The sequence below is a fragment of the Pseudomonas sp. DVZ6 genome (genome assembly GCF_024259445.1).
Taxonomy (GTDB): Bacteria; Pseudomonadota; Gammaproteobacteria; order Pseudomonadales; family Pseudomonadaceae; genus Aquipseudomonas; species Aquipseudomonas peradeniyensis.
In genome coordinates, this window is the sequence record NZ_JANCLM010000017.1 from 19,974 (window position 1) to 44,154 (window position 24,181).

Below are 24,181 nucleotides of genomic sequence, written 5' to 3' on the forward strand. Positions count from 1 at the left end.
TATACACAGCCTGGCAAACAGATTCAGTGGGCAAGTGACGGAGCGGGTTCGAATCAATGTCAGCCGTGCTGGATTCCGAGGATAGTTATGCACAGGGATCAGCGCGGCTATGGTGGAGCGCAAACAGTGGCCCCCTGTGGGAGCGGGTTTACCCGCGAAACGAGCACTGCGGTGCCTGGCACCAGCTTCGCTGGTATTCGCGGGTAAACCCGCTCCCACAGGGGATGTGATCTGGCCTAATGATTTTGGACACCTTCATCGGGCGTTATGAGCTTGTGGATAGTGTTTACCGCCTATCAGCGCAGAACACCCTCCTCCACCAGCAGCTTCAGGATCGCCTCGGCGCCCTCCTGTGGCGACACATCCTTGAGCACCTTGCCGCCCCCGCCACTGGCCTTGGCCGTAGCGGCTTTCATGCGGTCCGCACCACTCTTGGCCTTGATCACCTTGAGCCGCTTGGGCCTTGGCCTGGCCGGTTGCAGGGCATCCTCGGCCAGCAGCGGATCCTCGATCAGCGCCACGTTACGCGCCGCCAACACCCCACGTCGCGCCGGGCCGAAGGCCGATTGCCGAGGCTTGGGCGCGGCGTTATCCACAGTTGCCAGTAACGGCAAGCGCACCTTCAGGCGACGCCGTTGGCCCCTTGGCAAGGCTTGCAGCACCTGGGCGGTGCCGTTGTCGATGGATTCGACCTCGGCCAGCCCCACCACCAGCGGCCAGCCCAGCTTCTCGGCCAGCAGGAATGGCAGCATCCCCGAGCCTTCGCCGGTTTCAGCCTGGCTGCCGGTCAGCACCAGCTGTGCTCCCGCGTCACGCAGATAGTCGCCGAGCACGCTCAGCACATCGGCGCCGGCAGGCTGTTCCAGCACATCCAGATGCTCCAGCCCCATGCCCAGGTAGGCACGCAGCGCCTCTTCGCGAGGATCGCCGGCATGCACCACCTGCAAGTTATCCCCAGCCAGTTGCAGGCCCAGCTCCACGGCGCGGGCATCCTGCTCGGCGCGGCGGGCGCGGCCGGAGCTGGGGTGGGCGCCGATCGAGACCAGGCTGATGACTTTCGTACTCATGCTCGCTGCCCCTATGCCGCGTCGCGCTGGCCGCCGCTGCGGAAGTTGTCCACAGCCTCGATCAGCGCCTTGAGAATCGCCGAGCTGTCGCCAATCACCGACAGGTCGGCTCGCTTGATCATGTCGCAGCCTGGGTCCATGTTGATCGCCACCACCTTGTCGCAGGCACCGATGCCCTGCAGATGCTGGATGGCGCCGGAGATACCCACGGCCACGTAGACCCGCGCCGTGACCCAGGTGCCGGTGGCGCCGACCTGGCGGTTGCGCGGCATGAAGCCGTCGTCCACCGCCACCCGCGACGCACCCTCGGTGGCGCCGAGGGCCGCGGTGGCCCGGTGATACAGGTCCCAGTCCTTGACGCCGTTGCCACCGGAGACGATGAACTCGGCCTCGGCCATGGCGATGGCGGCCGGGTCGACGGCCACCGAGCCCAGGTCTTCGATACGCGACAGGCTGCGCGCCACGCCTGTGGACAACTCCACCGGCAGCGCTTCGTGACGGGTTTCGCTGACCGGCTCGGCACATTCGGCGGCGGCCAGGATCAACCGCGGCACACTGCGCTGGATATCCTGCTGGCCGGCACCGGCGCGACCGATGCATTGGCCATCCTTGACCTGCCACACCCGCGTCGCCGGGCGTTCGCCTAGCGCGGCGGCCAGGCGGCGTCCCAGTTCGCCGCCGCCGGTACGGCTGTCGGGCAACAGCCAGTGGTGCGGCGCGAATTGGTTATCCACAGCCCGCAGGCCCTGGACCAGTTGCTCCGGTGCATAACCTGCGAAGGCCTCGCCCTCGATGACCAGCAACCGATCAACGCCGGCTGTGGAAAAGTTGTTTTCCTTGTGCTCGCCGAACACGACGGCCAACACCGCGCCATCGCTACCGGCAAGGCTATGGGCAAGGCCCAGCAGGTCGCGGTCGTGGCTGCCCAGGCGGCCACCGACCATGTCCGGCACCACGGCAATGTAGAAGGCCGGTTGCACCACAGTGTGCAGCGGCAACTGCACTTCGGCGGCCGCACTGCGTCGCCCGCCGACACCGGTGCCCTGCTGGGCGCCGCTGCGGTCGATGCGCTTGAGGCCGCTGGGGCCGATGAAGCCGGCGGCGATCGCGTGCGGGTTCTTGCGGATAATGCCGTGGGGGCCCATCCAGCTCGTCTGTTGCGTCTGCATCGCCGCGTGCAGCGGGTGCAGGCGGTTACGGGCGATCCACTCGGCGCGTGGGTCGCGGCGGATGATGTCGCTCATCAGTGCACCTCCGCAGGTTCACGTTTGGCGGCCTGCGACTTCGGGGTTGCAGGGGTTTGGTCTTCGATCAGCACATCGGCGACCAGCTCGGCCAGGTCCTTGATCTGTGGACGCGGTTCGACCACGCCTTCGAGCATCGCCGTGCACTGTGGACAACCCACCGCCACCAGCTCGGCCTCGGTCTCGCGGATATCGTCCATGCGCATGTCGGGAATACGCTGCTTGCCGGGGATATCGGTGATCGGCGCACCGCCGCCACCGCCGCAACAGCGGGAGCGGAAGCCCGAGCGCTGCATCTCGCGCACTTCGATACCCAGCGCCTTGAGCACTTCGCGCGGGGCTTCGTATTCGCCGTTGTAGCGGCCCAGGTAGCACGGGTCGTGGTAGGTGACACTGCCGCCCTTGTGCTGGCCGAGGTTGAGCTTGTTCGCGGCGATCAGCTCGGCGATGTAGGTGCTGTGGTGCTGCACCTGGTAGTCGCCGCCGAGGGCGCCGTACTCGTTCTTCAGCACATGGAAGCTGTGCGGATCGCAGGTGACGATGCGCTGGAACTGGTACCTGGCCAGGGTCTGTATGTTGCGCTTGGCCAGTTGCTGGAAGGTCGCCTCGTCGCCCAGGCGCCGGGCCACGTCACCGCTGTCGCGCTCCTCAAGGCCGAGCACGGCGAAGTCCACGCCCGAAGCCTTGAGCACTTTGACGAAGGCCCGCAGGGTGCGCTGGTTGCGCATGTCGAAGGCGCCGTCGCCGACCCAGAACAGCACCTCGGTGCGCTTCACCTCGGACATCAGCTTGAGGTTGAGGTCGGCCGCCCAGTTCATCCGCCCGCCCGGGGCGAAACCGCCAGGGTTGTCGGTGGCGATCAGATTGTCCAGCACCTCGGCGCCCTTGTTCGGCGTGGCGCCCTTTTCCAGGGTCAGGTGGCGGCGCATGTCGACGATGGCATCGACATGCTCGATCATCATCGGGCATTCCTCGACGCAGGCGCGGCAGGTGGTGCACGACCACAGCGTCTCGGCATCCACCAGGCCGTTGACGATCGGCTGGTGCGGATGGCCGCCATGCTCGCCGACCGCCTTGCCGGGGTAAGGGCTGCCAGCGAACTGCGCGTCGGTGCCACCGGCCAGGCCGATGACCATGTCCTGGATGAGTTTCTTCGGGTTCAGCGGCTGGCCGGCGGCGAACGCCGGGCACATGGCCTCGCACTTGCCGCACTGCACGCAGGCGTCGAAACCGAGCAGTTGGTTCCAGGTGAAATCGACCGGTTTCTCCACGCCCAGCGGTGCGTTGGGGTCTTCGAGGTCCAGCGGCTTGAGGCCGGTGGAGCGGCCACCGCCGAAGCGCTCGGCGCGGCGGTGCCAAGCCAGGTGCAGGGCACCAGCGAAGGCGTGCTTCATCGGGCCGCCCCAGGTCATGCCGAAGAACAGCTCGGACACGCCCCACAGCACGCCAACGCCCAGCAAGGCGACCAGCACCCAGCCACCGGTCCCTTCCGGCAGGATGCCGGCAACCGGCAGCGTGGCGATGAAGAAGCTCGCCGCGAACATCAGCAGGCTTTTCGGCAGGCGCATCCATGGGCCCTTGGACAGGCGCGAAGGCGGATTGAGCCGGCGTTTGAAGACGAAGAGCGCGCCCGTGAACATGATCACCGTGGCCACCAGCAAGGCGTAGCCGAGGATCTTGCTGTGCAGGCCGAAGCCATGCACCAGGATCGCCAGCACGGCCGACAGCACGAAGCCGCCTGCGGTGGCGACGTGGGTCTTGGACATGTACTTGTCACGCTCGACCACATGGTGCAGGTCCACCAGGTAGCGCCGCGGCATGGCCAGCAGGCCACCAATCAGGTCAACCTTGCTAGGCCGCCCGCGCCGCCACATGCGCACCCGGCGCAGGGCGCCGAGCACCGCCAGGCCGAGGGCGGTGAACAGCAGGATGGGTAAGAGGGTGTTCAACATGGGAGGCTCCCACAACAGCTAGAATCCTGCGCCGCTCTCAAGGGCGGCACCGACCCCTGTAGGAGCGGCCTTGTGTCGCGAAAGGGTCGCGAAGCGGCCCCAGCATTCTCAGCGCTGACAAATTGCTGGGGCCGCTGCGCAGCCCTTTCGCGACACAAGGCCGCTCCTACAGGGGGCCAATCCCGCCTCTAGAGAGGCGGTGCGATCAGAAGTCCTTGCACAAGCGCAAGGCGTCATAGATCGCCGCATGCACGTTGCGCTGGGCCACGCAGTCACCGATGCGATACAGCAGGTAACCCTCGCCCGGCTGGCTGAGGATCGGCTGCGGCTTGATGGCGAACAGCGCCTCCACGTCGATCTGGCCCTTGTTGCGCGAGCCGTCCTTGAGCGCGTAGTACAGCTGCTCGTCAGGCCGCACACCGTTCTCCACCACCACCTGATCGACCACGCGCTCTTCCTTGGCGCCGGTGTACTCGTTCTCGAGCACCGCCACCAGCTTGTCGCCCTCGCGATAGACCTTTTCCAGCATCATGTCGCCGGTCATGATCACTTCCTTGGGGTACATGCTGCGGTAGTAGGTCGGGAAGCTCGTGCCGCCCATGGCCACGCCCGGCTTGATGTCGTCGGTGACGATCTCGACCTGGCTGCCCTTGTCGGCGATGAAGTCGGCCACCGACATGCCGGTGAACTCGCAGATGGTGTCGTACACCAGCACGTTCTTGCCCGGCGCCACCTTGCCATCCAGCACATCCCAGCTGCTCACCACCAGCCCTTCGGCGGCACCCCAGTGCTCGTTCTGCTCGAGGAACGAATGGCCGCCCACCGCCAGCACGATGATGTCCGGGCGCAGGTCCTGGATGGTGTCCACATCCGCGGCGGTCCCCAGGCGCAGGTCGACCTTGAGGCGGGCGAACTCCAGCTGGTACCAGCGGGTGATGCCGGCGATCTGGTCGCGCTGCGGCGCCTTGGCGGCGATGGTGATCTGCCCGCCGATCTGGTCTTTCTTCTCGAACACGGTGACGTCGTGGCCACGCTCGGCGGCGACGCGGGCCGCCTCCATGCCGGCCGGGCCTGCGCCAACCACCACCACCTTGCGCTTCGGCCCGGTGGATTTCTCGATGATGTGCGGCACGCCCATGTATTCACGGGAGGTCGCGGCGTTCTGGATGCACAGCACATCCAGGCCCTGGTACTGACGGTCGATGCAGTAGTTGGCACCGACGCACTGCTTGATCTGGTCGACCTGGCCCATCTTGATCTTGGCGATCAGGTGCGGGTCGGCGATGTGCGCGCGGGTCATGCCGACCATGTCGACGTAGCCGCCTTCGAGGATGCGCGTTGCCTGGTTCGGGTCCTTGATGTTCTGCGCGTGCAGCACCGGGACCTTGACCACTTCCTTGATGCCGGCCGCCAGGTGCAGGAAGGGCTCCGGCGGGTAGCTCATGTTGGGGATGACGTTGGCCAGGGTGTTGTGGGTGTCGCAGCCCGAGCCGACCACGCCGATGAAATCGAGCATGCCAGTGGCGTCGTAGTAGGCGGCGATCTGCTTCATGTCCTCGTGGCTCAGGCCATCGGGGTGGAACTCGTCGCCGCAGATGCGCATGCCCACGCAGAAGTCGTCACCGACTTCCTTGCGCACGGCCTTGAGCACTTCCAGGCCAAATTTCATGCGGCCTTCGAAGGTGCCGCCCCACTCGTCGGTACGCTTGTTGACCCGTGGGCTCCAGAACTGGTCGATCATGTGCTGGTGCACGGCCGACAGCTCGACACCATCCAGGCCGCCCTCCTTGGCACGACGCGCCGCTTGCGCGTAGTTGCCGATCACCCGCCAGATCTCCTCCACCTCGATGGTCTTGCAGGTGGCGCGGTGCACCGGTTCGCGAATGCCCGACGGCGACATCAGGGTCGGCCAGTTGAAGCCGTCCCAGCGCGAGCGACGGCCCATGTGGGTAATCTGGATCATGATCTTGGCGCCATGCTTGTGCATGGCGTCGGCGAGGTTCTGGAAGTGCGGGATGATGCGGTCGGTAGACAGGTTCACCGACGACCACCACTCCTGCGGGCTGTCGATGGCCACCACCGACGAGCCGCCGCAGATGGCCAGGCCGATGCCGCCCTTGGCCTTCTCTTCGTAGTACTTCACGTAGCGGTCGGTGGTCATGCCGCCGTCGGTGGCGTAGACCTCGGCGTGCGCGGTGCTGAGCACACGGTTGCGGACGGTCAGCTTGCCGATCTGGATCGGCTGGAACATTGCTTCGAAGGCCATGACGCTATCTCCGGCTTACAACGGCTTTGTAACGAACAGGCCATCTTCGTGGCCTTCTTCCGACCCACCGTAGACCTGCTCGGCCACGGTACGGATCGAGCTGCCGCGGGCAGCGAGAATCTGGTCCATGGCCCCGGCGAACCAGCCGGTGAACATGTAGTCGACCTTGCGGCCGCACTTGCCATAGACGTACACGAATGCGGAGTGCTTGAGCTTGACGCTGCAGGTGCCTTTTTCCAGGTCGATGTCCTGGATCTGGAACAGGCCCCAACCACGCTGGGACAGGCGCTTCATGTAGTGCTCGAACACCGCCACGCCTTCCAGGCCATGGCATTCGGCCTCTTTCTCGCACCAGTGCCAGGCGGACTTGTAGCCGGCCTTGTAGAGGATCTCGGCGTACTTGTCGGCGCCCAGCACCTCCTCGATGCCCATGTGGTTGTTGACGAAGAAATGCCGTGGCACATAGAGCATCGGCAGGGCGTCGCTGGTCCAGACACCGGTCTCGCTGTCGACTTCGATTGGCAATTGCGGGGCGATCTTGGCCATGGAAACTCAACTCCATAAAATTTTTTGTTTGGATGCCCCGGCGTTGCTGGCAGGGGCTTTCAGGCTTGGAGAGCGGCTTTATTCGCCCCACACATCCTTGAGGATGCTGACCCAGTTTTCGCCCATGATCTTGCGCACCACGCGTTCGGAGTGGCCGCGTTTGAGCAGGGTTTCGGTCAGGTTGGGGAACTCGCCGACGGTACGGATACCCAGCGGGTTGATGATCTTGCCGAAGTTGGTCAGGCGACGGGCGTAGCCCTTGTCGTGGGTCAGGTACTCAAAGAAGTCCTGGCCGTGGCCCTGGGTGAAGTCGGTGCCAATGCCGATGGCATCCTCGCCTACGATGTTCATGGTGTACTCGATGGCCTCGGCGTAGTCGTCGATGGTCGAGTCGATGCCCTTGGCGAGGAACGGCGCGAACATGGTCACGCCGACGAAGCCGCCGTGGTCGGCAATGAACTTAAGCTCCGCGTCGGACTTGTTGCGTGGGTGTTCTTTGAGGCCCGATGGCAGGCAGTGGGAATAGCAGACCGGCTTCTTCGACTCGAGGATGACTTCTTCGGAGGTCTTGGAGCCGACGTGGGACAGGTCGCACATGATGCCGACGCGGTTCATCTCGGCGACGATCTCGCGGCCGAAGCCCGACAGGCCACCATCACGCTCGTAGCAACCGGTGCCCACCAGGTTCTGGGTGTTGTAGCACATCTGCACGATGCCCACGCCCAGTTGCTTGAACACGTCGACATAGGCGATCTGGTCCTCGAACGCATGGGCGTTCTGGAAGCCGAAAAGGATGCCGGTCTTGCCCAGCTCCTTGGCCTTGCGGATGTCGGCGGTGGTGCGCACCGGCATCACCAGGTCGCTGTTGTCGCGGATCAGCTTCTGGCTGGACGCGATATTGTCGACGGTGGCCTTGAAGCCCTCCCACACCGAGACCGTGCAGTTGGCCGCGGTCAGCCCGCCCTTGCGCATGTCCTCGAACAGCTCGCGGTTCCATTTGGCAATGATCAGGCCGTCGATGACGATGCTGTCGGCGTGAAGTTCGGCTGGGCTCATCAGGCTGTCCCCTTTTATTGAAGTCTGCATGCGCCGAACCTTGTGCCGGCGCTTTGGGGCCAGCATATGCCTGCCGCCCGAGGCGCCCCGATGCAAAAACGACAGGGGGTTTGCCGAAAGCGTCAAAGCCCGACAGGGCACGCTCTGGCCTGCGCCTCGCAGATGAGAGCCAGTCTCGACAACTGCCTTTGCAAGCCTTTGATGAACATTTCGTCAGGGAGCTATCGCCGCGCCCGAGGCTGAGCGAGAATCCCGGCGATTCGTCAGCCTGTTCAGGAGAAAACGGATGAAATCAATGGCATGGCTGGTCCTGCTGGCCGTCGCGTGCGGCGCTCAGGCCGCCGAAGAAGAAAGCACGCCCTGCGACAACGTCGAGAGCGACCAGCAGGGCTATGCCTGCGCGGCCTACAACAAGCAGACCGCCGAGCGCGAGCTGAAGGCTGCCTACGATGACTTGATGCAACGCATCCGCGACCAGTACGCCGACGAAAGCGACAAGGCCGGTGCGCTGACCGGGCGTATGGAGGCAGCCGAGAAGCTGTGGGCGCAATTGCGCGATGCCGACTGCAAGGTCGAGACCTATGCCGAAAAGCCAGGCAGCAAGGCGTTCGAGGCGGCATGGAACACCTGTGTAGCGCAGCGTAGCGATGAGCGGTCGGAGTATCTGCAGACCATTGGTCAACAGGAACACCGCGTTGTGCCGTTTTAACCTGTAGGAGCGGCCTCGTGCCGCGAAAGGGCCGCGAAGCGGCCCTGGCAATATCAGCTTGATGCACGATTCATGGGGGCGCTTCGCACCCCTTTCGCGGCACGAGGCCGCTCCTACAAAGGTCCTGGGCCCGGTCTCAAACTACCTTGGCCAGTCGATCCTCCCGCGGACACCGCTCGAACCGCGTCCGATAGCAGCGGGTGAAATACGACGCCGACTCGAATCCGCACGCCACCGCCACCTCCAGCACGCTCATGTCGGTCTGGCGCAGCAACTGGCGGGCCTTGTCCAGCCGCAGCCGCAGGTAGAAACCACTGGGCGTGTCGTCCAGGTACAAGCGAAACAGCCGCTCCAACTGGCGCCGGGTCACCTGCACGCCATCGGCCAGCACCTGGGTGTTGAGCGGCAGTTCGGTGTTGCGCTCCATCTCGCCGATCACCTTCACCAGCTTCTTGTTGCGCAGCCCATAACGCGTGGCGATCTCCATGCGCTGGTGGTCCTGGCGCGGGCGTATTCGCCCGAGCACGAACTGCTCGGAAACCTGCACCGCCAGCTCACTGCCGTGGGCCTGGGCGATCAGGTCGAGCATCAGGTCGATGGAGGCCGTGCCGCCGGCGCAGGTGATGCGTCGGCGGTCGATCTCGAACAGCTCCTGGGTCGCCTGCAGACGTGGATAGCGCTCCTTGAACGCCTCCAGCGCCTCCCAGTGCAGGGTCGCCCGGTGACCGTCGAGCAGCCCGGCCTCAGCCAGCACCATCGCGCCCGTGTCGATGCCCCCGAGCACCACGCCTTCATGGTCGAGGCGGCGCAGCGTCTGTTGCAGCGCCGATCCATAGCACGCCAGTGGCTCGAAGCCGGCCACCAGCAGCAACAGTCGCCCATGCCCACCCTCCCCCAGCGCGCCGTCGGCATTCACCGACATGCCGTTGCTGGCCTCTACCGCGCCACCGTCCAGGCTCAGTACACGCCAGCGGTACAACGGGCCACGGAAGCGATTGGCCACGCGCAACGGCTCGATGGCACTGATGAAACCCATGGCGGAAAAGCCGGGTAGCAACAGGAAGTCTATGGTTTCCGGCATCGCATGCTCCGCGCAAAGGTGGTCGCCTCCGTGCAAGTGTTGGTCGCCAGGGTGCGATTTTCCACCCTGCTGCCAGCGTAGCGTGTTCTCACGGCCCGCAGAGGCCGGACCCATAACAATATGCACTGCCGATGGAGAGCCACCATGCAACGCTTTATCCGCCGCAGCCTGTTGTCCCTCGTGCTCAGCACCACCGTAGCCGCTCCCCTGTTCGCCGCCGAACCCGCCGTCTGCAAGGACGTGCGTCTGGGCGTGGTCAACTGGACCGACGTGATCGCCACCAGCGCCATGGCCCAGGTGCTGCTCGATGGCCTGGGCTACCAGACCAAGCAGACCAGCGCCTCGCAGCAGATCATCTTCGCCGGCATCCGCGACAAGCGCCTGGACATGTTCCTCGGGTACTGGAACCCGATCATGACCCAGACCATCACCCCGTTCATCCAGGCCAACCAGGTCAAGGTCCTCGACAAGCCCAGCCTGGAAGACGCCCGCGCCACCCTGGCCGTGCCGAAATACCTGGCCGACAAGGGCCTGAAGACGTTCGCCGACATCCACAAGTTCCAGAAGGAGCTGGGCGGCAAGATCTACGGCATCGAGCCAGGCTCCGGCGCCAATACCCAGATCAAGGCGATGATCAGCAAGAACCAGTTCGACCTGGGCAAGTTCCAGCTGGTCGAGTCGAGCGAGGCCGGCATGCTTGCCGCGGTGGATCGCGCGGTACGGCGCAAGGAGGCGGTGGTGTTCTTCGGCTGGGCGCCGCACCCGATGAACGTCAACATCGACATGGTCTACCTCGGCGACAGCCAGGATGCCCTGGGCCCGGACGAAGGCCGCGCCACGGTGTGGACGGTGACCGCGCCGGACTATGCCGAACGCTGCCCCAACGCCCACCGCCTGCTGGCCAACCTCAGCTTCAGCGCCGAGGACGAGAGCCGGATGATGCAGCCGCTGCTCGATCACAAGGACGCGCTGGAGTCCGCCCGCCAGTGGCTCAAGGACCACCCCGAGGACAAGGCCCGCTGGCTTGACGGGGTAACGACCTTCGATGGCAAGCCCGCCGCGGACAACCTCAAGCTCACTACCAACTGACCAGTCAACCCGGTCGCTGTAGGAGCGGCCTTGTGCCGCGAAAGGGCTGCGCGGCAGCCCCAGGATTTATGTGGCGCTGCTGAGCTTCTGTGGCCGCTTTGCGGCCATTTCGCGGCACAAGGCCGCTCCTACAGAAATCTATCGCCCAAATCATTACCAGGAATCCACCATGAACCACGACGTCATCATCACCTGCGCCCTCACCGGCGCCGGCGACACGGTCGCCAAGAGCCACCTGGTCCCGGTCACCCCGAAACAGATCGCCGAATCCGCCGTGGAAGCCGCCAAGGCCGGCGCCACCGTGGTCCACTGCCACGTTCGAGATCCGCAAACCGGCCGCTTCAGCCGCGACGTCAACCTCTACCGCGAAGTGATGGAGCGCATCCGCGAGGCTGACATCGACATCATCGTCAACCTCACCGCCGGCATGGGCGGCGACCTGGAGATCGGCCCCGGCGAGTCGCCCATGGAGTTCGGACCAGGCACCGACCTGATCGGCCCATTGGAGCGCCTGGCCCACGTCGAGGCGCTGCTGCCGGAAATCTGCACCCTCGACTGCGGCACCCTCAATTTCGGCGATGGTAACGCCATCTACGTCTCCACCCCGGCCCAGCTGCGGGCGGGCGCCAAACGCATTACCGAGCTGGGTGTGAAGGCCGAACTGGAAATCTTCGACACCGGCCACCTGTGGTTCGCCAAGCAGATGATCAAGGAAGGCCTGCTGGACGACCCGCTGTTCCAGCTGTGCCTGGGCATCCCTTGGGGCGCGCCGGCCGATACCACCACCATGAAGGCGATGGTCGACAACCTGCCCGCCGACGTCACCTGGGCCGGTTTCGGTATCGGCCGCATGCAGATGCCCATGGCCGCCCAGGCCGTGCTGCTCGGCGGCAACGTCCGGGTAGGGCTGGAAGACAACCTGTACCTGGACCGTGGCGTGCTGGCCAGCAACGGCCAGTTGGTGGAACGGGCGGCGGAAATCATCACCCGCATGGGTGCCCGCGTGCTCACCCCGGCCGAAGGCCGGGAAAAGATGAACCTCAAGCGTCGCTGAGCCCCCGCAGATCATGGGGATCTTGTGGGAGCGGGCTTGCCCCGCGAAACAGGCACCGTGCCGGATGGCACCGGCTTGGCCGGTGATCGCGGGCCAAGCCTGCTCCCACGCGTGCACGACACATCATTGATCAACGTTCCGCAGGAGCCAGATATGCCTTTCATTACCGACATCAAGACCTTCGCCGCCCTGGGTAGCGGCGTGATCGGCAGCGGCTGGGTTGCCCGCGCCCTGGCCCATGGCCTGGACGTGATCGCCTGGGATCCGGCGCCGGGCGCCGAGGAGGCCCTGCGCAAGCGCATCGCCAATGCCTGGCCGGCCCTGGAGAAGCAGGGCCTGGCGCCCGGCGCCTCGCAGGATCGCCTGACCTTTGTCGCCACCATCGAGGCGTGCGTGCGCGACGCCGATTTCATCCAGGAGAGTGCACCCGAACGCCTGGACCTCAAGCTCGACCTGCACGCGAAGATCAGCGCCGCCGCCAAGCCCAACGCGATCATCGGCTCCAGCACCTCGGGCCTGCTGCCCAGCGAGTTCTACGAGTCGGCCACCCATCCCGAGCGCTGCGTGGTGGGCCACCCCTTCAACCCGGTGTACCTGTTGCCACTGGTGGAGATCGTCGGTGGCCGCAATACCAGCCCGGACGCCATCGAGGCGGCGAAAACCATCTACACCGCGCTGGGCATGCGCCCACTGCATGTGCGCAAGGAAGTCCCCGGCTTTATCGCCGACCGCCTGCTCGAAGCGCTCTGGCGCGAGGCCCTGCACCTGGTCAACGACGGTGTCGCCAGCACCGGCGAGATCGACGACGCGATCCGCTTCGGCGCCGGTCTGCGCTGGTCGTTCATGGGCACCTTCCTTACCTACACCCTGGCCGGTGGCGACGCCGGCATGCGCCACTTCATGGCCCAGTTCGGCCCGGCGCTCAAGCTGCCCTGGACTTACCTGCCGGCACCGGAGCTGACTGACAAGCTGATCGACGATGTGGTGGAAGGTACCTCGGAGCAGTTGGGTGAACGCAGCATCGCCGCGCTGGAGCGCTATCGTGATGACACCCTGCTGGCGGTGCTGGAGGCGGTCAGTTCCAGCAAAGCCAGTCACGGCATGGCCTTCGGCGACTGAGGAGAACACGATGCCCGCCCTGATCACCTACCGTACCCGGGTGTTGCCGGAATGGGTCGACTACAACGGCCACCTGCGTGATGCCTATTACCTGCTGATCTTCAGCTACGCCACCGATGCGCTGATGGAACGCATCGGCCTGGACGCCGATGCTCGTGGCCAGAGCGGGCATTCGCTGTTCACCCTGGAGGCACACATCAACTACCTGCACGAGGTGAAGCTCGATACCGAGGTGTGGGTGCAGACGCAGGTCATCGGCTTCGACAGGAAGCGCCTGCATCTGTACCACAGCCTGCACCGGGAGGGGTTCGACGAGGCCTTGGCGGCCAGTGAACAGATGCTGCTGCATGTGGATCTGGCGGGGCCGAAGTCGGCGCCGTTTGGCGAGCACAGTGTTGCGCTGCTGCAGGGCCTGATGGATGAGCAGCGTGATCTGCAGGCACCACAGTTTGTCGGGCGCGTGCTGGGGTTACCTGCTGGCTGACAGATCCTGGGGGCGCTTTGCGCCCCATTCGCGGCACAAGGCCGCTCCTACAGCGGGTTTGCGTAACCTCTGTAGGAGCGGCCTTGTGCCGCGAAAGGGCTGCGCAGCAGCCCCCACCGCTCTCAAAAAAACAACCCCGGAAAGCCGTGAGCATCCGGGGCCAAGAGCGAGCAACATCCACTGTGCATGAAGTGAGGGTGACCAAGCCCTCGGTGCCGTGAATGACTTCAGTGTGCGGCCTTCCTTCCCCGACGATTTAGCCGTAAACGACCTGTTCTTAGCCAAAGCGGCCATCGCGACAATCCGCCCTTGCCGCCCTGGCGCGTCGGACACAGAATCGATGGCAAACAACAGCGGCGAAGGACATTAGTCATGATGCATGCGGACTTGATCGACCAGGACGACCTGCTGGGCCAGCTGCGCTCGCGGGGTTTCGACATTCCGGCCGGCGCCAGCGCCGAGCAGGCCTGCGAGGTGGTGATACGCGGGCTGACCGAGCCCAATGCGCGGGCCCTGAAGGGCATGGTCGAGCAGATGTACACCGGCAGCGCGACGATCCTGCCGGCCGTGCGCCAGGCCATCGACAAGCAGTTGCTGCCGGCGTTGGCGCAGTTCAACAAGCGCGCCTGAAGCACTGACTGGCCCTTTGTAGGAGCGGCCTTGTGCCGCGAAAGGGCTGCGCAGCAGCCCCAGGAGCTTAGCGTTGATGCCTAGATTGCTGGGGCTGCTTTGCAGCCCTTTCGCGGCACAAGGCCGCTCCTACAGGGGGCCAGTTTTCAGCTACAGGCGCACGCTGGCAAAGGTCGACTCATTACGCGCCTGACTCAGCGCCGCCATCGGCCCGCTGTGCGGCGACAGGGCCATGGCCTGCGGAATCGGCATCATCGCCACCTGCTGGGTGGTGTTCGAACCCACGCGCTCGTCACGCGGCGGGATGCCAAAGTACTCGCGGTAGCACTTGGAGAAGTGCGGCGTGGACACGAACCCGCACACCGACGCCACCTCGATGATCGACATCGGCGTCTGCTTGAGCAACTGCCGGGCACGGATCAGGCGCAGCTTGAGGTAGTAGCGCGACGGCGAGCAGTGCAGGTACTTCTGGAACAGGCGCTCGAGCTGACGCCGCGACACCGCCACGTACACCGCCAATTCGTCCAGGTCGATCGGCTCCTCGAGGTTGGCTTCCATCAGCGCGACGATTTCCTGCAGCTTCGGCTGATTGGTGCCGAGCATGTGCTTGAGCGGCACGCGCTGGTGGTCCTGCTCGTTGCGGATGCGCTCGTAGACGAACATCTCGGAGATCGCCGCCGACAGCTCGCGGCCATGATCGCGGCTGATCAGGTGCAGCATCATGTCCAGCGGCGCGGTGCCGCCGGAGCTGGTGAAGCGGTTGCGGTCGAGGGTGAACAGGCGGGTGCTCATGTTCACCCGGGGGTAGGCTTCCTGCATCGCTGCCAGGCATTCCCAGTGCACGCTGCAGTCGAAGCCGTCGAGCAGGCCGGCGCAGGCCAGCGCCCAGCTGCCGGTGCACACCGCGCCCAGGCGGCGCGACTGGCGGGCCTGGGCCTGCAGCCAGGTGACGTGCTCGCGGGTGACGGTGCGCTGGATGCCCACGCCGCCGCAGACGATCACCGTGTCCATGGGTGGTGCGCTGTGCATCGCCGCGTCCGGGGTGATCTGCAGGCCATCACTGGCCCATACCTGGCCACCGTCGACGGTCAGCGTGTGCCAGCGGTACAGCTCGCGGCCGGACAGCTGGTTGGCCATGCGCAGGGGTTCGACGGCCGAGGCCAGGGAGATGAGGGTGAAGTTGTCCAGCAGGAGAAAGCCGATGGACTGGGGTGCTGTGCGGTTCTGGGTTGGGTTCCCGGAGGTGTACGACGTCATCGCGATTTCTCCTCACACAATGCAGGGTGTGCCTCAGGCGAGCACTGTTCTTGTAATGGCCCCGTTTCGTATGCAGGGGCTTTGCCAATCTCAACGCAAATGGCATGCCTGAAATTGAACGCTCATCCAATAAAACCCAAAAACGACGTCGGCATGCGCCTTCCAGCGGGCCGGGGGATGAGCGTCAGGTCAAACGCAAACGGGCGCGCCAGCGCCCCTGCGCGTCACCGCTGAGCAATTCGGTAGCACTTGTGGGAAGGTTGCCCAGATGCGACAGACTTGAGTGTCACCGACAATGACCCTGCTGGTAACGACAGGCGACGGCCGGTAGATGACAACCGATGCGCCAGAATGTGGCGCATCGGTCAGGCGTGGGCCAGAACGGCGCATCAGCACTCGATGACGCTGACCGCAAGGCCGCCGCGCGAAGTTTCCTTGTACTTGTCGTGCATGTCGGCGCCGGTGTCGCGCATGGTGCGGATCACCTGGTCGAGGGAGATGAAGTGCTCGCCGTCGCCGCGCAGGGCCATCTGCACGGCGTTGATCGCCTTCACCGCGGCGATGGCGTTGCGCTCGATGCACGGCACCTGGACCAGGCCGCCGACCGGGTCGCAGGTCAGCCCGAGGTTGTGCTCCAGGGCGATCTCGGCGGCATTCTCCAACTGCGCGGGCGTCGCGCCCAGCACTTCGGCCAGGCCTGCCGCGGCCATGGCGCAGGCCGAACCGACCTCGCCCTGGCAACCGACCTCGGCGCCGGAGATCGAGGCGTTCTTCTTGCACAGGATGCCCACCGCCGCCGCGCCGAGGAAGAAGTCCACCACGTTGGATTCGTCCACCACATCGGAGAAACGCATGTAGTAGTGCAGCACCGCCGGAATGATCCCGGCCGCGCCGTTGGTGGGCGCGGTGACCATGCGCCCGCCGGCGGCGTTCTCCTCGTTGACCGCCAGGGCGTAGAGGTTGACCCACTCCATGGCGCTCATGGTCGAGCCGATCACATTGGGCTTGCCCAGCTCTTGCAGGCTGCGGTGCAGGCGGGCGGCGCGACGGCGCACATTCAGCCCGCCGGGCAAGATGCCCTCGTGCTTGAGGCCGTTGTTCACGCACTCCTGCATGGCTTGCCAAAGCTTGAGCAGACCGGCGCGGATCTCGGCTTCGCTGCGCCAGACCTTTTCGTTGGCCAGCATCAATTGCGACACGCTGAGGTCGTTTTGCCTGCACAGGCGCAACAGTTCGGCGGCGCTGTTGAAGTCATAAGGCAGCACGGTCTGGTCGGCATCCAGCACGCCACTGGCGGCCTGTGCGGCATCGACCACGAAGCCGCCGCCCACCGAGTAGTAAGTGTCGCGATGCAGCTCGCCGCCCTCGCCTTCGGCGATCAGGGTCATGGCATTGGGGTGATACGGCAGGTTCTCGTCCAGCAACAGCATGTCGCGGCCCCAGACAAACTCGATGGGCAAGCGATTGTCGAGCTTGAGCACGCGGGTTTCGCGCAGGTCGGCGATGCGTGGGGTGATCTGGCTGGGGTCGATGGCGTCGGGCCATTCGCCCATCAGGCCCATGATCGTGGCGTTGTCGGTGCCGTGGCCGACGCCGGTGGCCGACAGCGAGCCATACAGCCGTACCTCGATGCGCCGAACCCACTCCAGCTCGCCGCGTTCGCGCAGCCCCTGGACGAACAGCGCGCCGGCGCGCATGGGGCCGACGGTGTGTGAGCTGGAAGGCCCGACACCGATCTTGAACAGGTCGAACACGCTGATGGCCATTGTCGCATCACCTCTTGATGGGCTTGTCTCGCAGCGCCGAACACCGCCTTGCGCAACTGCTAGGCTGAAAGCTCGAGCCGCCTTGGAATGCTCGCATCATCGGGCTTTTGCCCACCCCCTCGCCGTCTGCAACCGACGTACTTTTGTCCAGCAGCGCCGCCACTGCACCGGCCCTGCGTGCGCCGTTTTCCAGCGCCGGGACGCCGTAAAAACCGAGGCCGGGGGGTGGAAAAATCCAGTTGCGACATCGTCCGTACTGGATGCGACCCGTCCTGTACTGGATACGACGCCACCAGTAGGCGATTGCCGAACGCTGGAGGATTATCGAAAGCGACTCGTATTGCACGGCCTCGCATCCTGCCCTCTGCAGGCCTGGTCGACCGGAGCCCTGAGAACGCCCGGCGACCCACGCGAACCCGAAGATAAAATCACAGGAGTCCATCCATGAAAGGTTCACCCTCGCTGTTGCTGGTCGCGTTGCTGTCCGCTCCGCTGCTGGCCCAGGCCGCCGAACCCGAGCAGTGTCAAACGGTGCGTTTCTCGGATGTCGGCTGGACCGATATCACGGTCACCACCGCGACCACCAGCGTCGTGCTCGAAGCCCTGGGCTACAAGACCCACACCACCATGATCTCGGTACCGGTGACCTACAAGTCGCTGGCCACCGGCAAGGACCTGGACGTGTTTCTCGGCAACTGGATGCCGACCATGGAGAACGACATCAAGCAGTACCGCGACGCCGGCACCGTCGAGACGGTGCGCGCCAACCTGGAAAACGCCAAGTACACCCTGGCCGTTCCCCAGGCGCTGTATGACAAGGGCCTGAAAGACTTCTCGGACATTCCGAAATTCAAGAAGGAACTGGACGGCAAGATCTACGGCATCGAACCGGGCAACGACGGCAACCGCACCATCCAGAGCATGATCGACAAAAACGCCTTTGGCCTGAAGGACGCCGGTTTCAAGATCGTGCAGTCCAGCGAGGCCGGCATGCTGTCGCAGGTGGACCGCGCCCAGAAACGCGGCGAGGACGTGGTGTTCCTGGGCTGGGAACCACACCCGATGAACACCCGATTCGAGATGCAGTACCTGACCGGCGGGGACGAATTCTTCGGTCCCGACTTCGGCAAGGCCACCGTGCTCACCAACACCCGCAAGGGCTATGTACAGGAATGCGCCAACGTCGGCCAGCTGCTGAAGAACCTGTCGTTCGAGCTCAAGGATGAAAGCACCATGATGGGCTATGTCCTGGACGACAAGATGAAACCTGAGGCCGCGGCCAAGAAGTGGCTCAAGGACAACCCCGGCAAACTGGATGCCTGGCTGGCCGGCGTAAGCACCGTGGACGGCAAGCCCGGCCTCGAGGCGGCCAAGGCCAAACTGACGCAATAACGCAAGACGCAATGGCAACACCGCGGGGCGGGACCGTGCCCGCCCCGAACTGATTTCAATCTTTGCAGGTGGAAGCTCGCTATCATGCTTATCGATCAGAAAATACCCCTGGGGCAGTACATCGCCTCATTCGTCGAATGGTTGACCCAGAACGGCGCCAGCTACTTCGACGCCATCGCCGCAGGCCTGGAATTCATGATCCATGGGGTCACCAGCGCCCTGACCTGGTTCAACCCGTTCGTGCTCATCGCCCTGTTCGCCGCCCTCGCGCACCTGATCCAGCGCAAGTGGGCCCTTACCGTATTCGTCGCCCTGTCGTTCCTGCTGATCCTCAACCTGGGCTACTGGCAGGAGACCATGGAAACCCTGGCGCAGGTCACCTTCGCCACGGTGGTGTGCGTTGTCATCGGCGTGCCGCTGGGCATCGCCGCCGCGCACAAGCCGATGTTCTATACCGCCATGCGCCCGGTGCTGGACCTGATGCAGACCGTGCCCACCTTCGTCTACCTGATCCCGACCCTGACCCTGTTTGGCCTGGGCGTGGTACCGGGGCTGATCTCTACCGTGGTGTTCGCCATCGCCGCGCCTATCCGCCTCACCTACCTGGGCATCTGCGATGTGCCGCAAGAGCTGATGGACGCGGGCAAGGCGTTTGGCTGCTCGCGCCGCCAGCTGCTCACCCGCATCGAACTGCCGCACGCCATGCCAAGCATCGCTGCCGGCGTCACCCAGTGCATCATGCTGTCGCTGTCGATGGTGGTAATCGCCGCCCTGGTCGGCGCTGACGGCCTGGGCAAACCTGTGGTCAACGCACTGAACACCGCTGATATCTCCCTGGGCTTCGAAGCGGGCCTGGCGATCGTGCTGCTGGCGATCATGCTCGACCGTATCTGCAAGCAACCGGAACTGCCGGTAAGGGGTGAGGCATGAGCATCATTCGTTTCGAAGACGTCGACGTCATCTTCTCCAACAAGCCACGCGAAGCGCTGTCGCTGCTGGACCAAGGCAAGACCCGCGAGCAGATCCTCAAGCAGACCGGTTTGGTGGTGGGCGTCGAAAAGGCCAACCTGGATATCAACAAGGGCGAGATCTGCGTGCTGATGGGCTTGTCCGGCTCGGGCAAGTCGAGCCTGCTGCGCTGCATCAACGGCCTGAACACCGTGAGCCGCGGCAAACTGTTCGTCGAGCACGAAGGCAAGCACATCGACATCGCCCACTGCACCCCGGCGGAACTTAAGATGATGCGCACCAAGCGCATCGCCATGGTGTTCCAGAAGTTCGCCCTGATGCCCTGGCTGACGGTGCGCGAGAACATCAGTTTCGGCCTGGAAATGCAGGGCCGCCCGGAGAAGGAACGGCGCAAGCTGGTCGACGAGAAGCTCGAGCTGGTGGGCCTTACCCAGTGGCGCAACAAGAAGCCGGACGAACTCTCCGGCGGCATGCAGCAGCGCGTGGGCTTGGCCCGGGCGCTGGCGATGGATGCCGACATCCTGCTGATGGACGAGCCGTTCTCGGCCCTCGACCCACTGATCCGCCAGGGCCTGCAGGACGAACTGCTGGCCCTGCAGAGCAAGCTGAGCAAGACCATCGTGTTCGTCAGCCACGACCTCGACGAGGCGCTGAAGCTGGGTAGCCGCATCGCGATCATGAAGGACGGGCGGATCATCCAGTACAGCAAGCCGGAAGACATCGTGCTCAACCCGGCCGACGAGTATGTGCGCACCTTCGTCGCCCACACCAACCCGCTCAACGTGCTGTGCGGTCGCAGCCTGATGCGCAGCCTGGACCAGTGCAGGCGGGTCAACGGCTCGGTATGCCTGGACCCGGGGATCGACTCATGGCTGGACCTTGGCGAAGGCAATTCGATCAAGCGTGCACGCCAGGGCCAGAACGGGCTGGACATGCAGAACTGGGTACCGGGGCAGGATGTGGAGCTGCTGGAGCGCAGACCGACCGTGGTGCACGCCGATATCGGCATGCGCGAGGCGCTGCGGATTCGTTACCAGACCGGCAACAAGCTGGTGCTGCAGGACAACGACAAGGTGGTGGGGATTCTGGGGGATACCGAGCTGTATCACGCGTTGCTCGGCAAGAATCACGGGTGACGCGAACGCCGGTTGGATGACAACGTGGGAGCGGGCTTGCCCCGCGATGCGATGGTGAATGTCCCATCGCATCGCGGGGCAAGTCGCATCGGCGCACCGCCGCTCCCACGTTTGCTCACATCGCCTGAAAATTCAGCGAACGACAATCCCACGCGAAGCCATATAGGCCTTCGCCTCCGGCACCGTGTACTCGCCAAAGTGGAAGATACTGGCCGCCAGCACCGCGCTGGCATGCCCTTGCAGAATCCCGTCAGCCAGGTGCTGCAGGTTACCCACCCCACCCGAGGCAATCACCGGAATCCCCAGCGCATCGCTGATCGCCCGGGTAACCCCCAGGTCGAAGCCGTTCTTCATACCATCCTGGTCCATGCTGGTCAGCAGGATCTCGCCGGCACCCAGGCCTTCCATCTTCTTCGCCCACTCGACGGCATCCAGCCCGGTCGGCTTGCGCCCACCGTGGGTGAAGATTTCCCAGCGCGGCGTTTCACCGGGCCCGGACACTTTCTTGGCATCGATGGCGACAACGATGCACTGCGAACCGAAACGGTCCGCCGCCTCACCCACGAACTCCGGGTTGAATACCGCGGCGGTGTTGATCGAGACCTTGTCGGCACCGGCGTTGAGCAGGTTGCGGATGTCCTGCACGGTACGCACGCCGCCGCCCACGGTCAGCGGGATGAACACCTGGCTGGCCATGCGCTCGACGGTATGCAGGGTGGTGTCACGGCCATCGACGCTGGCGGTGATATCCAGGAAGGTGATCTCGTCCGCGCCCTGCTCGTTGTAGCGGCGGGCGATCTCCACCGGGTCGCCGGCATCGCGGATGTTCTCGAACTTGACGCCCTTGACCACCCGGCCGTTATCCACGTCCAGGCAAGGGATGATGCGCTTGGCCAATGCCATGGTCGTTCCTCAGCCTTGGTAGTTGTCGCAGAAGGCCTGGGCCTCGGCGACGTCGAGGGTGCCTTCGTAGATGGCGCGGCCGGTGATGGCGCCGATGATGCCAGGGGCTTTCGCGTCCAGCAGGGCCTTGATGTCGCCCAGGTTGTGGATGCCCCCCGAGGCGATCACCGGAATTCGGGTAGCTTCGGCCAGGGCCTTGGTGAAGGGCACGTTGCAGCCCTGCATCATGCCGTCCTTGGCGATGTCGGTGTAGACGATCGCCGAGACACCATCGGCCTCGAAACGCTTGGCCAGGTCGATGACCTGCACCGAGCTCACTTCGGCCCAGCCGTCGGTGGCGACGAAGCCGTCCTTGGCATCCAGGCCGACGATGACCTTGCCCGGGAAGGCCTTGCAGGCTTCGGCGACGAACTCGGGCTGCTTGACCGCCTTGGTGCCGATGATCACGTGGCTGACGCCGGCCTTGACGTAGTGCTCGATGGTTTCCAGCGAGCGGATGCCGCCGCCGATCTGGATCGGCAGGTTCGGGTAGCGCCGGGCGATGGCGGTGACCACCTCACCATTGACCGGCTGGCCTTCGAAGGCGCCGTTCAGATCGACCAGGTGCAGGCGACGGCAGCCACCCTCGACCCATTTGGCGGCCATGCTCACCGGGTCGTCGGAGAATACGGTGGAGTCTTCCATGCGGCCTTGGCGCAGGCGTACGCAGGCACCGTCCTTGAGATCGATAGCGGGGATAATCAGCATCTTGGCAACCTGTCTTGTTCGTTGGGTTCAGGGCTTCTCGAGCGCCCACAGGTCGCTTTCGATGCTCTCGAACCGCTCCTTGAGGTGCAGCTGAACATCGGCAATCGCCCTGTTGTAGTAATGGGGTGCAATTTCCTTGCTGAACAGCTCGAGGACCTCGGCCACCTCGAACGACCCCAGCTGCAGCTCGAAGCGGTCTTCGAGGAAGCGCTTGAGCGTGTCGAGCGCGTCGCGCTCCTGCTCCGGGGCCAGCGTGATGACGGGGGCCTTGGTCTTCGATCGGCTCATTTACCAGCGCCCGTCCCAGGCGACGAAGTTCTGCAGCAGCTGCAGGCCATGGGTATGGCTCTTCTCCGGGTGGAACTGCACGGCAAAGCGTGAGCCATCGGCCAGCGCGGCGGCGAAATCGACGCCATAGTGGCCGCGACCGACCACCTGGCCTGGCTTGCCGGCGTTGATGTAGTAGCTGTGCACGAAGTAGAAACGCGCCCGGTCGGGGATGTCGTGCCACAACGGGTGGTCATTGGTCTGGCCGACCTCGTTCCAGCCCATGTGCGGCACCTTCAGGTGCTCGCCGTCTTCCTTCAGGTCTTTACCGAAGAAGCGTACCTGGCCTGGGAACAGGCCGATGCAGTCGACGCCTTCGTTCTCTTCGCTGTGGTCGAGCAGCGCCTGCATGCCGACACAGATGCCGAGGAACGGGCGATCCTGGCTGACCTCGCGGACCAGGCTGTCGAAGCCCAGGCGGCGGATCTCGGCCATGCAGTCGCGGATCGCGCCGACGCCGGGAAACACCACGCGGTCGGCCTCACGAATCACCGCGGCGTCGCTGGTCACCAGCACCTTGCCGGCGCCCACGTGCTCCAGTGCCTTGGCCACCGAGTGCAGGTTGCCCATGCCATAGTCGATTACGGCTACCGTCTGCATTTACAGGCACCCTTTGGTGGACGGCATCTGCCCGGCCATGCGCTCGTCGAGGGTAACGGCCATGCGCAGCGCGCGGCCGAAGGCCTTGAACACGGTCTCGATCTGGTGGTGGGTGTTGTGGCCACGCAGGTTGTCGATGTGCAGGGTCACCAGGGCGTGGTTGACGAAGCCCTGGAAGAACTCCTGGAACAGGTCGACATCGAAGCCGCCGACGGTGGCGCGGGTGTAGGGCACATGCATCTGCAGGCCCGGCCGGCCAGAGAAATCGATGACCACGCGCGACAGCGCTTCGTCCAGCGGCACATAGGCATGGCCGTAGCGGAAGATGCCTTTCTTGTCGCCAATGGCCTGGGCGAACGCCATGCCCAGGGTGATGCCGACGTCCTCGACGGTATGGTGATCGTCGATATGCAGGTCGCCCTTGCACTCGATGTCCAGGTCGATCAGCCCATGTCGGGCGATCTGGTCGAGCATGTGTTCAAGGAAAGGCACGCCGATTTCAAATCGGGCCTTGCCGCTGCCATCGAGGTTGATCGAGCACTTGACCTGGGTTTCCAGGGTATTGCGCTCGACGGAAGCCTTACGTTCGACCATCACCAGCTCCGCAAAATCATTGGGCGAAAAGGGCTCCATTATAGGCCCAGAATGCGCCGGCTTGAAACGCGGATGACATATGGCAAGGCTAGTAATTGCGGGGGTGGGACGGGTCTACAGGTCTATACAACCGAGCCCCGGGGCTGCGTTGCAGCCCTTTCGCGGCACAAGGCCGCTCCTACAATGGCACCGC

23 protein-coding genes are annotated in these 24,181 nt (G+C 64.5%); 9 read left to right on the top strand and 14 right to left on the bottom strand.

Features of this window, described 5'->3' with window-relative positions:
• Positions 1-296: 296 nt before the first annotated feature.
• From NMG10_RS11975 to NMG10_RS12000, 6 genes are all read right to left on the bottom strand, one after another.
• The gene (locus NMG10_RS11975) at positions 297-1,067 is read right to left on the bottom strand and encodes an electron transfer flavoprotein subunit beta (protein ID WP_254464416.1); all 771 of its coding nucleotides are present in this window, start codon (positions 1,065-1,067) and stop codon (positions 297-299) included.
• A gap of 11 nt (positions 1,068-1,078) precedes the next feature.
• Complete coding sequence (locus NMG10_RS11980) at positions 1,079-2,311, bottom strand: electron transfer flavoprotein subunit alpha/FixB family protein (RefSeq protein WP_254464417.1); 1,233 nt, start codon at positions 2,309-2,311, stop codon at positions 1,079-1,081.
• Positions 2,311-4,263 carry a dimethylglycine demethylation protein DgcB gene (gene dgcB, locus NMG10_RS11985; protein ID WP_254464418.1) on the bottom strand — a complete coding sequence of 651 codons (1,953 nt, stop codon included), beginning with the start codon at positions 4,261-4,263 and terminating at the stop codon, positions 2,311-2,313. Before dgcB ends, NMG10_RS11980 begins: the two co-directional genes overlap by 1 nt.
• A gap of 205 nt (positions 4,264-4,468) precedes the next feature.
• Positions 4,469-6,529 (bottom strand): dimethylglycine demethylation protein DgcA, encoded by a 2,061-nt coding sequence (gene dgcA / locus NMG10_RS11990; protein WP_232855022.1) that lies wholly within the window; start codon positions 6,527-6,529, stop codon positions 4,469-4,471.
• 15 nt (positions 6,530-6,544) lie between these two features.
• Positions 6,545-7,075 carry a DUF5943 domain-containing protein gene (locus tag NMG10_RS11995; protein ID WP_254464419.1) on the bottom strand — a complete coding sequence of 177 codons (531 nt, stop codon included), beginning with the start codon at positions 7,073-7,075 and terminating at the stop codon, positions 6,545-6,547.
• Positions 7,076-7,153: 78 nt separating this feature from the next.
• On the bottom strand, positions 7,154-8,131 hold the full coding sequence (locus tag NMG10_RS12000; protein WP_050703428.1) for a dipeptidase: 978 nt from the start codon (positions 8,129-8,131) through the stop codon (positions 7,154-7,156).
• Between the two features lie 286 nt (positions 8,132-8,417).
• Here NMG10_RS12000 and NMG10_RS12005 point away from each other — a divergent pair, with 286 nt between their 5' ends.
• On the top strand, positions 8,418-8,840 hold the full coding sequence (locus NMG10_RS12005) for a lysozyme inhibitor LprI family protein (protein ID WP_203649728.1): 423 nt from the start codon (positions 8,418-8,420) through the stop codon (positions 8,838-8,840).
• A 136-nt stretch (positions 8,841-8,976) separates the two neighbouring features.
• Here the strand turns inward: NMG10_RS12005 and NMG10_RS12010 are convergent, their stop codons facing one another.
• The gene (locus tag NMG10_RS12010) at positions 8,977-9,921 is read right to left on the bottom strand and encodes a GlxA family transcriptional regulator (RefSeq protein WP_203649726.1); all 945 of its coding nucleotides are present in this window, start codon (positions 9,919-9,921) and stop codon (positions 8,977-8,979) included.
• 144 nt (positions 9,922-10,065) lie between these two features.
• On the opposite strand from NMG10_RS12010, the gene choX (NMG10_RS12015) reads away from it, so the two are divergent.
• The 5 genes from choX (NMG10_RS12015) to NMG10_RS12035 all read left to right on the top strand — a co-directional run bounded on the left by choX (NMG10_RS12015) (position 10,066) and on the right by NMG10_RS12035 (position 14,297).
• Complete coding sequence (gene choX, locus NMG10_RS12015) at positions 10,066-11,010, top strand: choline ABC transporter substrate-binding protein (protein WP_254464420.1); 945 nt, start codon at positions 10,066-10,068, stop codon at positions 11,008-11,010.
• Between the two features lie 169 nt (positions 11,011-11,179).
• Positions 11,180-12,064, top strand: coding sequence for a 3-keto-5-aminohexanoate cleavage protein (locus NMG10_RS12020; RefSeq protein WP_254464421.1), 885 nt, complete (start codon positions 11,180-11,182; stop codon positions 12,062-12,064).
• 153 nt (positions 12,065-12,217) lie between these two features.
• Complete coding sequence (locus NMG10_RS12025) at positions 12,218-13,183, top strand: L-carnitine dehydrogenase (protein WP_234560634.1); 966 nt, start codon at positions 12,218-12,220, stop codon at positions 13,181-13,183.
• 10 nt (positions 13,184-13,193) lie between these two features.
• Positions 13,194-13,667: a thioesterase family protein gene (locus tag NMG10_RS12030; RefSeq protein WP_203649712.1), complete on the top strand. Its 474-nt coding sequence runs from the start codon at positions 13,194-13,196 to the stop codon at positions 13,665-13,667.
• 372 nt (positions 13,668-14,039) lie between these two features.
• Entirely contained in the window at positions 14,040-14,297 is a 258-nt protein-coding gene (locus NMG10_RS12035) for a hypothetical protein (protein ID WP_028688456.1), read from the top strand.
• Positions 14,298-14,447: 150 nt separating this feature from the next.
• On the opposite strand, the gene NMG10_RS12040 is transcribed toward NMG10_RS12035, so the two are convergent.
• Positions 14,448-15,554 (bottom strand): GlxA family transcriptional regulator, encoded by a 1,107-nt coding sequence (locus NMG10_RS12040; RefSeq protein WP_234560632.1) that lies wholly within the window; start codon positions 15,552-15,554, stop codon positions 14,448-14,450.
• Positions 15,555-15,943: 389 nt separating this feature from the next.
• Positions 15,944-17,320, bottom strand: coding sequence for an L-serine ammonia-lyase (locus NMG10_RS12045; protein ID WP_254464422.1), 1,377 nt, complete (start codon positions 17,318-17,320; stop codon positions 15,944-15,946).
• A gap of 444 nt (positions 17,321-17,764) precedes the next feature.
• Here NMG10_RS12045 and choX (NMG10_RS12050) point away from each other — a divergent pair, with 444 nt between their 5' ends.
• The 3 genes from choX (NMG10_RS12050) to choV all read left to right on the top strand — a co-directional run bounded on the left by choX (NMG10_RS12050) (position 17,765) and on the right by choV (position 20,817).
• Entirely contained in the window at positions 17,765-18,712 is a 948-nt protein-coding gene (gene choX, locus NMG10_RS12050) for a choline ABC transporter substrate-binding protein (protein ID WP_254464423.1), read from the top strand.
• An 81-nt stretch (positions 18,713-18,793) separates the two neighbouring features.
• On the top strand, positions 18,794-19,642 hold the full coding sequence (gene choW / locus NMG10_RS12055) for a choline ABC transporter permease subunit (RefSeq protein ID WP_172402369.1): 849 nt from the start codon (positions 18,794-18,796) through the stop codon (positions 19,640-19,642).
• Positions 19,639-20,817, top strand: a complete 1,179-nt coding sequence (gene choV / locus NMG10_RS12060; RefSeq protein WP_254464424.1) for a choline ABC transporter ATP-binding protein — start codon at positions 19,639-19,641, stop codon at positions 20,815-20,817. The genes choW and choV overlap by 4 nt, the downstream gene beginning before the upstream one ends.
• Before the next feature lie 132 nt (positions 20,818-20,949).
• Here choV and hisF read toward each other — a convergent pair whose 3' ends face one another.
• Genes hisF through hisB form a run of 5 tightly spaced genes read right to left on the bottom strand, consistent with a single transcriptional unit; the run spans position 20,950 to position 23,988 of the window.
• Positions 20,950-21,720, bottom strand: coding sequence for an imidazole glycerol phosphate synthase subunit HisF (hisF, locus tag NMG10_RS12065; RefSeq protein ID WP_186521271.1), 771 nt, complete (start codon positions 21,718-21,720; stop codon positions 20,950-20,952).
• A gap of 9 nt (positions 21,721-21,729) precedes the next feature.
• Positions 21,730-22,467, bottom strand: a complete 738-nt coding sequence (gene hisA, locus NMG10_RS12070) for a 1-(5-phosphoribosyl)-5-[(5-phosphoribosylamino)methylideneamino]imidazole-4-carboxamide isomerase (RefSeq protein ID WP_203649684.1) — start codon at positions 22,465-22,467, stop codon at positions 21,730-21,732.
• Positions 22,468-22,494: 27 nt separating this feature from the next.
• Positions 22,495-22,755 (bottom strand): DUF2164 domain-containing protein, encoded by a 261-nt coding sequence (locus NMG10_RS12075; protein WP_016714500.1) that lies wholly within the window; start codon positions 22,753-22,755, stop codon positions 22,495-22,497.
• Complete coding sequence (gene hisH, locus NMG10_RS12080) at positions 22,756-23,394, bottom strand: imidazole glycerol phosphate synthase subunit HisH (protein WP_203649682.1); 639 nt, start codon at positions 23,392-23,394, stop codon at positions 22,756-22,758.
• Positions 23,395-23,988 carry an imidazoleglycerol-phosphate dehydratase HisB gene (gene hisB, locus NMG10_RS12085; protein ID WP_028688464.1) on the bottom strand — a complete coding sequence of 198 codons (594 nt, stop codon included), beginning with the start codon at positions 23,986-23,988 and terminating at the stop codon, positions 23,395-23,397. It abuts the gene before it with no gap.
• Between the last annotated feature and the right edge of the window lie 193 nt (positions 23,989-24,181).

Coding starts and splice junctions, on each gene's coding strand:
- NMG10_RS12000 (WP_050703428.1), bottom strand. CDS start 8,131: ATGAGCCCAGCCGAACTTCACGCCGACAGCATCGTCATCGACGGCCTG.
- NMG10_RS11980 (WP_254464417.1), bottom strand. CDS start 2,311: ATGAGCGACATCATCCGCCGCGACCCACGCGCCGAGTGGATCGCCCGT.
- NMG10_RS12030 (WP_203649712.1), top strand. CDS start 13,194: ATGCCCGCCCTGATCACCTACCGTACCCGGGTGTTGCCGGAATGGGTC.
- NMG10_RS12025 (WP_234560634.1), top strand. CDS start 12,218: ATGCCTTTCATTACCGACATCAAGACCTTCGCCGCCCTGGGTAGCGGC.
- choX (WP_254464423.1), top strand. CDS start 17,765: ATGAAAGGTTCACCCTCGCTGTTGCTGGTCGCGTTGCTGTCCGCTCCG.
- NMG10_RS12005 (WP_203649728.1), top strand. CDS start 8,418: ATGAAATCAATGGCATGGCTGGTCCTGCTGGCCGTCGCGTGCGGCGCT.
- dgcB (WP_254464418.1), bottom strand. CDS start 4,263: ATGTTGAACACCCTCTTACCCATCCTGCTGTTCACCGCCCTCGGCCTG.
- NMG10_RS12010 (WP_203649726.1), bottom strand. CDS start 9,921: ATGCCGGAAACCATAGACTTCCTGTTGCTACCCGGCTTTTCCGCCATG.
- hisH (WP_203649682.1), bottom strand. CDS start 23,394: ATGCAGACGGTAGCCGTAATCGACTATGGCATGGGCAACCTGCACTCG.
- NMG10_RS12020 (WP_254464421.1), top strand. CDS start 11,180: ATGAACCACGACGTCATCATCACCTGCGCCCTCACCGGCGCCGGCGAC.
- hisB (WP_028688464.1), bottom strand. CDS start 23,988: ATGGTCGAACGTAAGGCTTCCGTCGAGCGCAATACCCTGGAAACCCAG.
- NMG10_RS12045 (WP_254464422.1), bottom strand. CDS start 17,320: ATGGCCATCAGCGTGTTCGACCTGTTCAAGATCGGTGTCGGGCCTTCC.
- NMG10_RS12040 (WP_234560632.1), bottom strand. CDS start 15,554: ATGACGTCGTACACCTCCGGGAACCCAACCCAGAACCGCACAGCACCC.
- NMG10_RS11995 (WP_254464419.1), bottom strand. CDS start 7,075: ATGGCCAAGATCGCCCCGCAATTGCCAATCGAAGTCGACAGCGAGACC.
- choX (WP_254464420.1), top strand. CDS start 10,066: ATGCAACGCTTTATCCGCCGCAGCCTGTTGTCCCTCGTGCTCAGCACC.
- NMG10_RS11975 (WP_254464416.1), bottom strand. CDS start 1,067: ATGAGTACGAAAGTCATCAGCCTGGTCTCGATCGGCGCCCACCCCAGC.
- choV (WP_254464424.1), top strand. CDS start 19,639: ATGAGCATCATTCGTTTCGAAGACGTCGACGTCATCTTCTCCAACAAG.
- dgcA (WP_232855022.1), bottom strand. CDS start 6,529: ATGGCCTTCGAAGCAATGTTCCAGCCGATCCAGATCGGCAAGCTGACC.
- NMG10_RS12035 (WP_028688456.1), top strand. CDS start 14,040: ATGATGCATGCGGACTTGATCGACCAGGACGACCTGCTGGGCCAGCTG.
- NMG10_RS12075 (WP_016714500.1), bottom strand. CDS start 22,755: ATGAGCCGATCGAAGACCAAGGCCCCCGTCATCACGCTGGCCCCGGAG.
- hisF (WP_186521271.1), bottom strand. CDS start 21,720: ATGGCATTGGCCAAGCGCATCATCCCTTGCCTGGACGTGGATAACGGC.
- hisA (WP_203649684.1), bottom strand. CDS start 22,467: ATGCTGATTATCCCCGCTATCGATCTCAAGGACGGTGCCTGCGTACGC.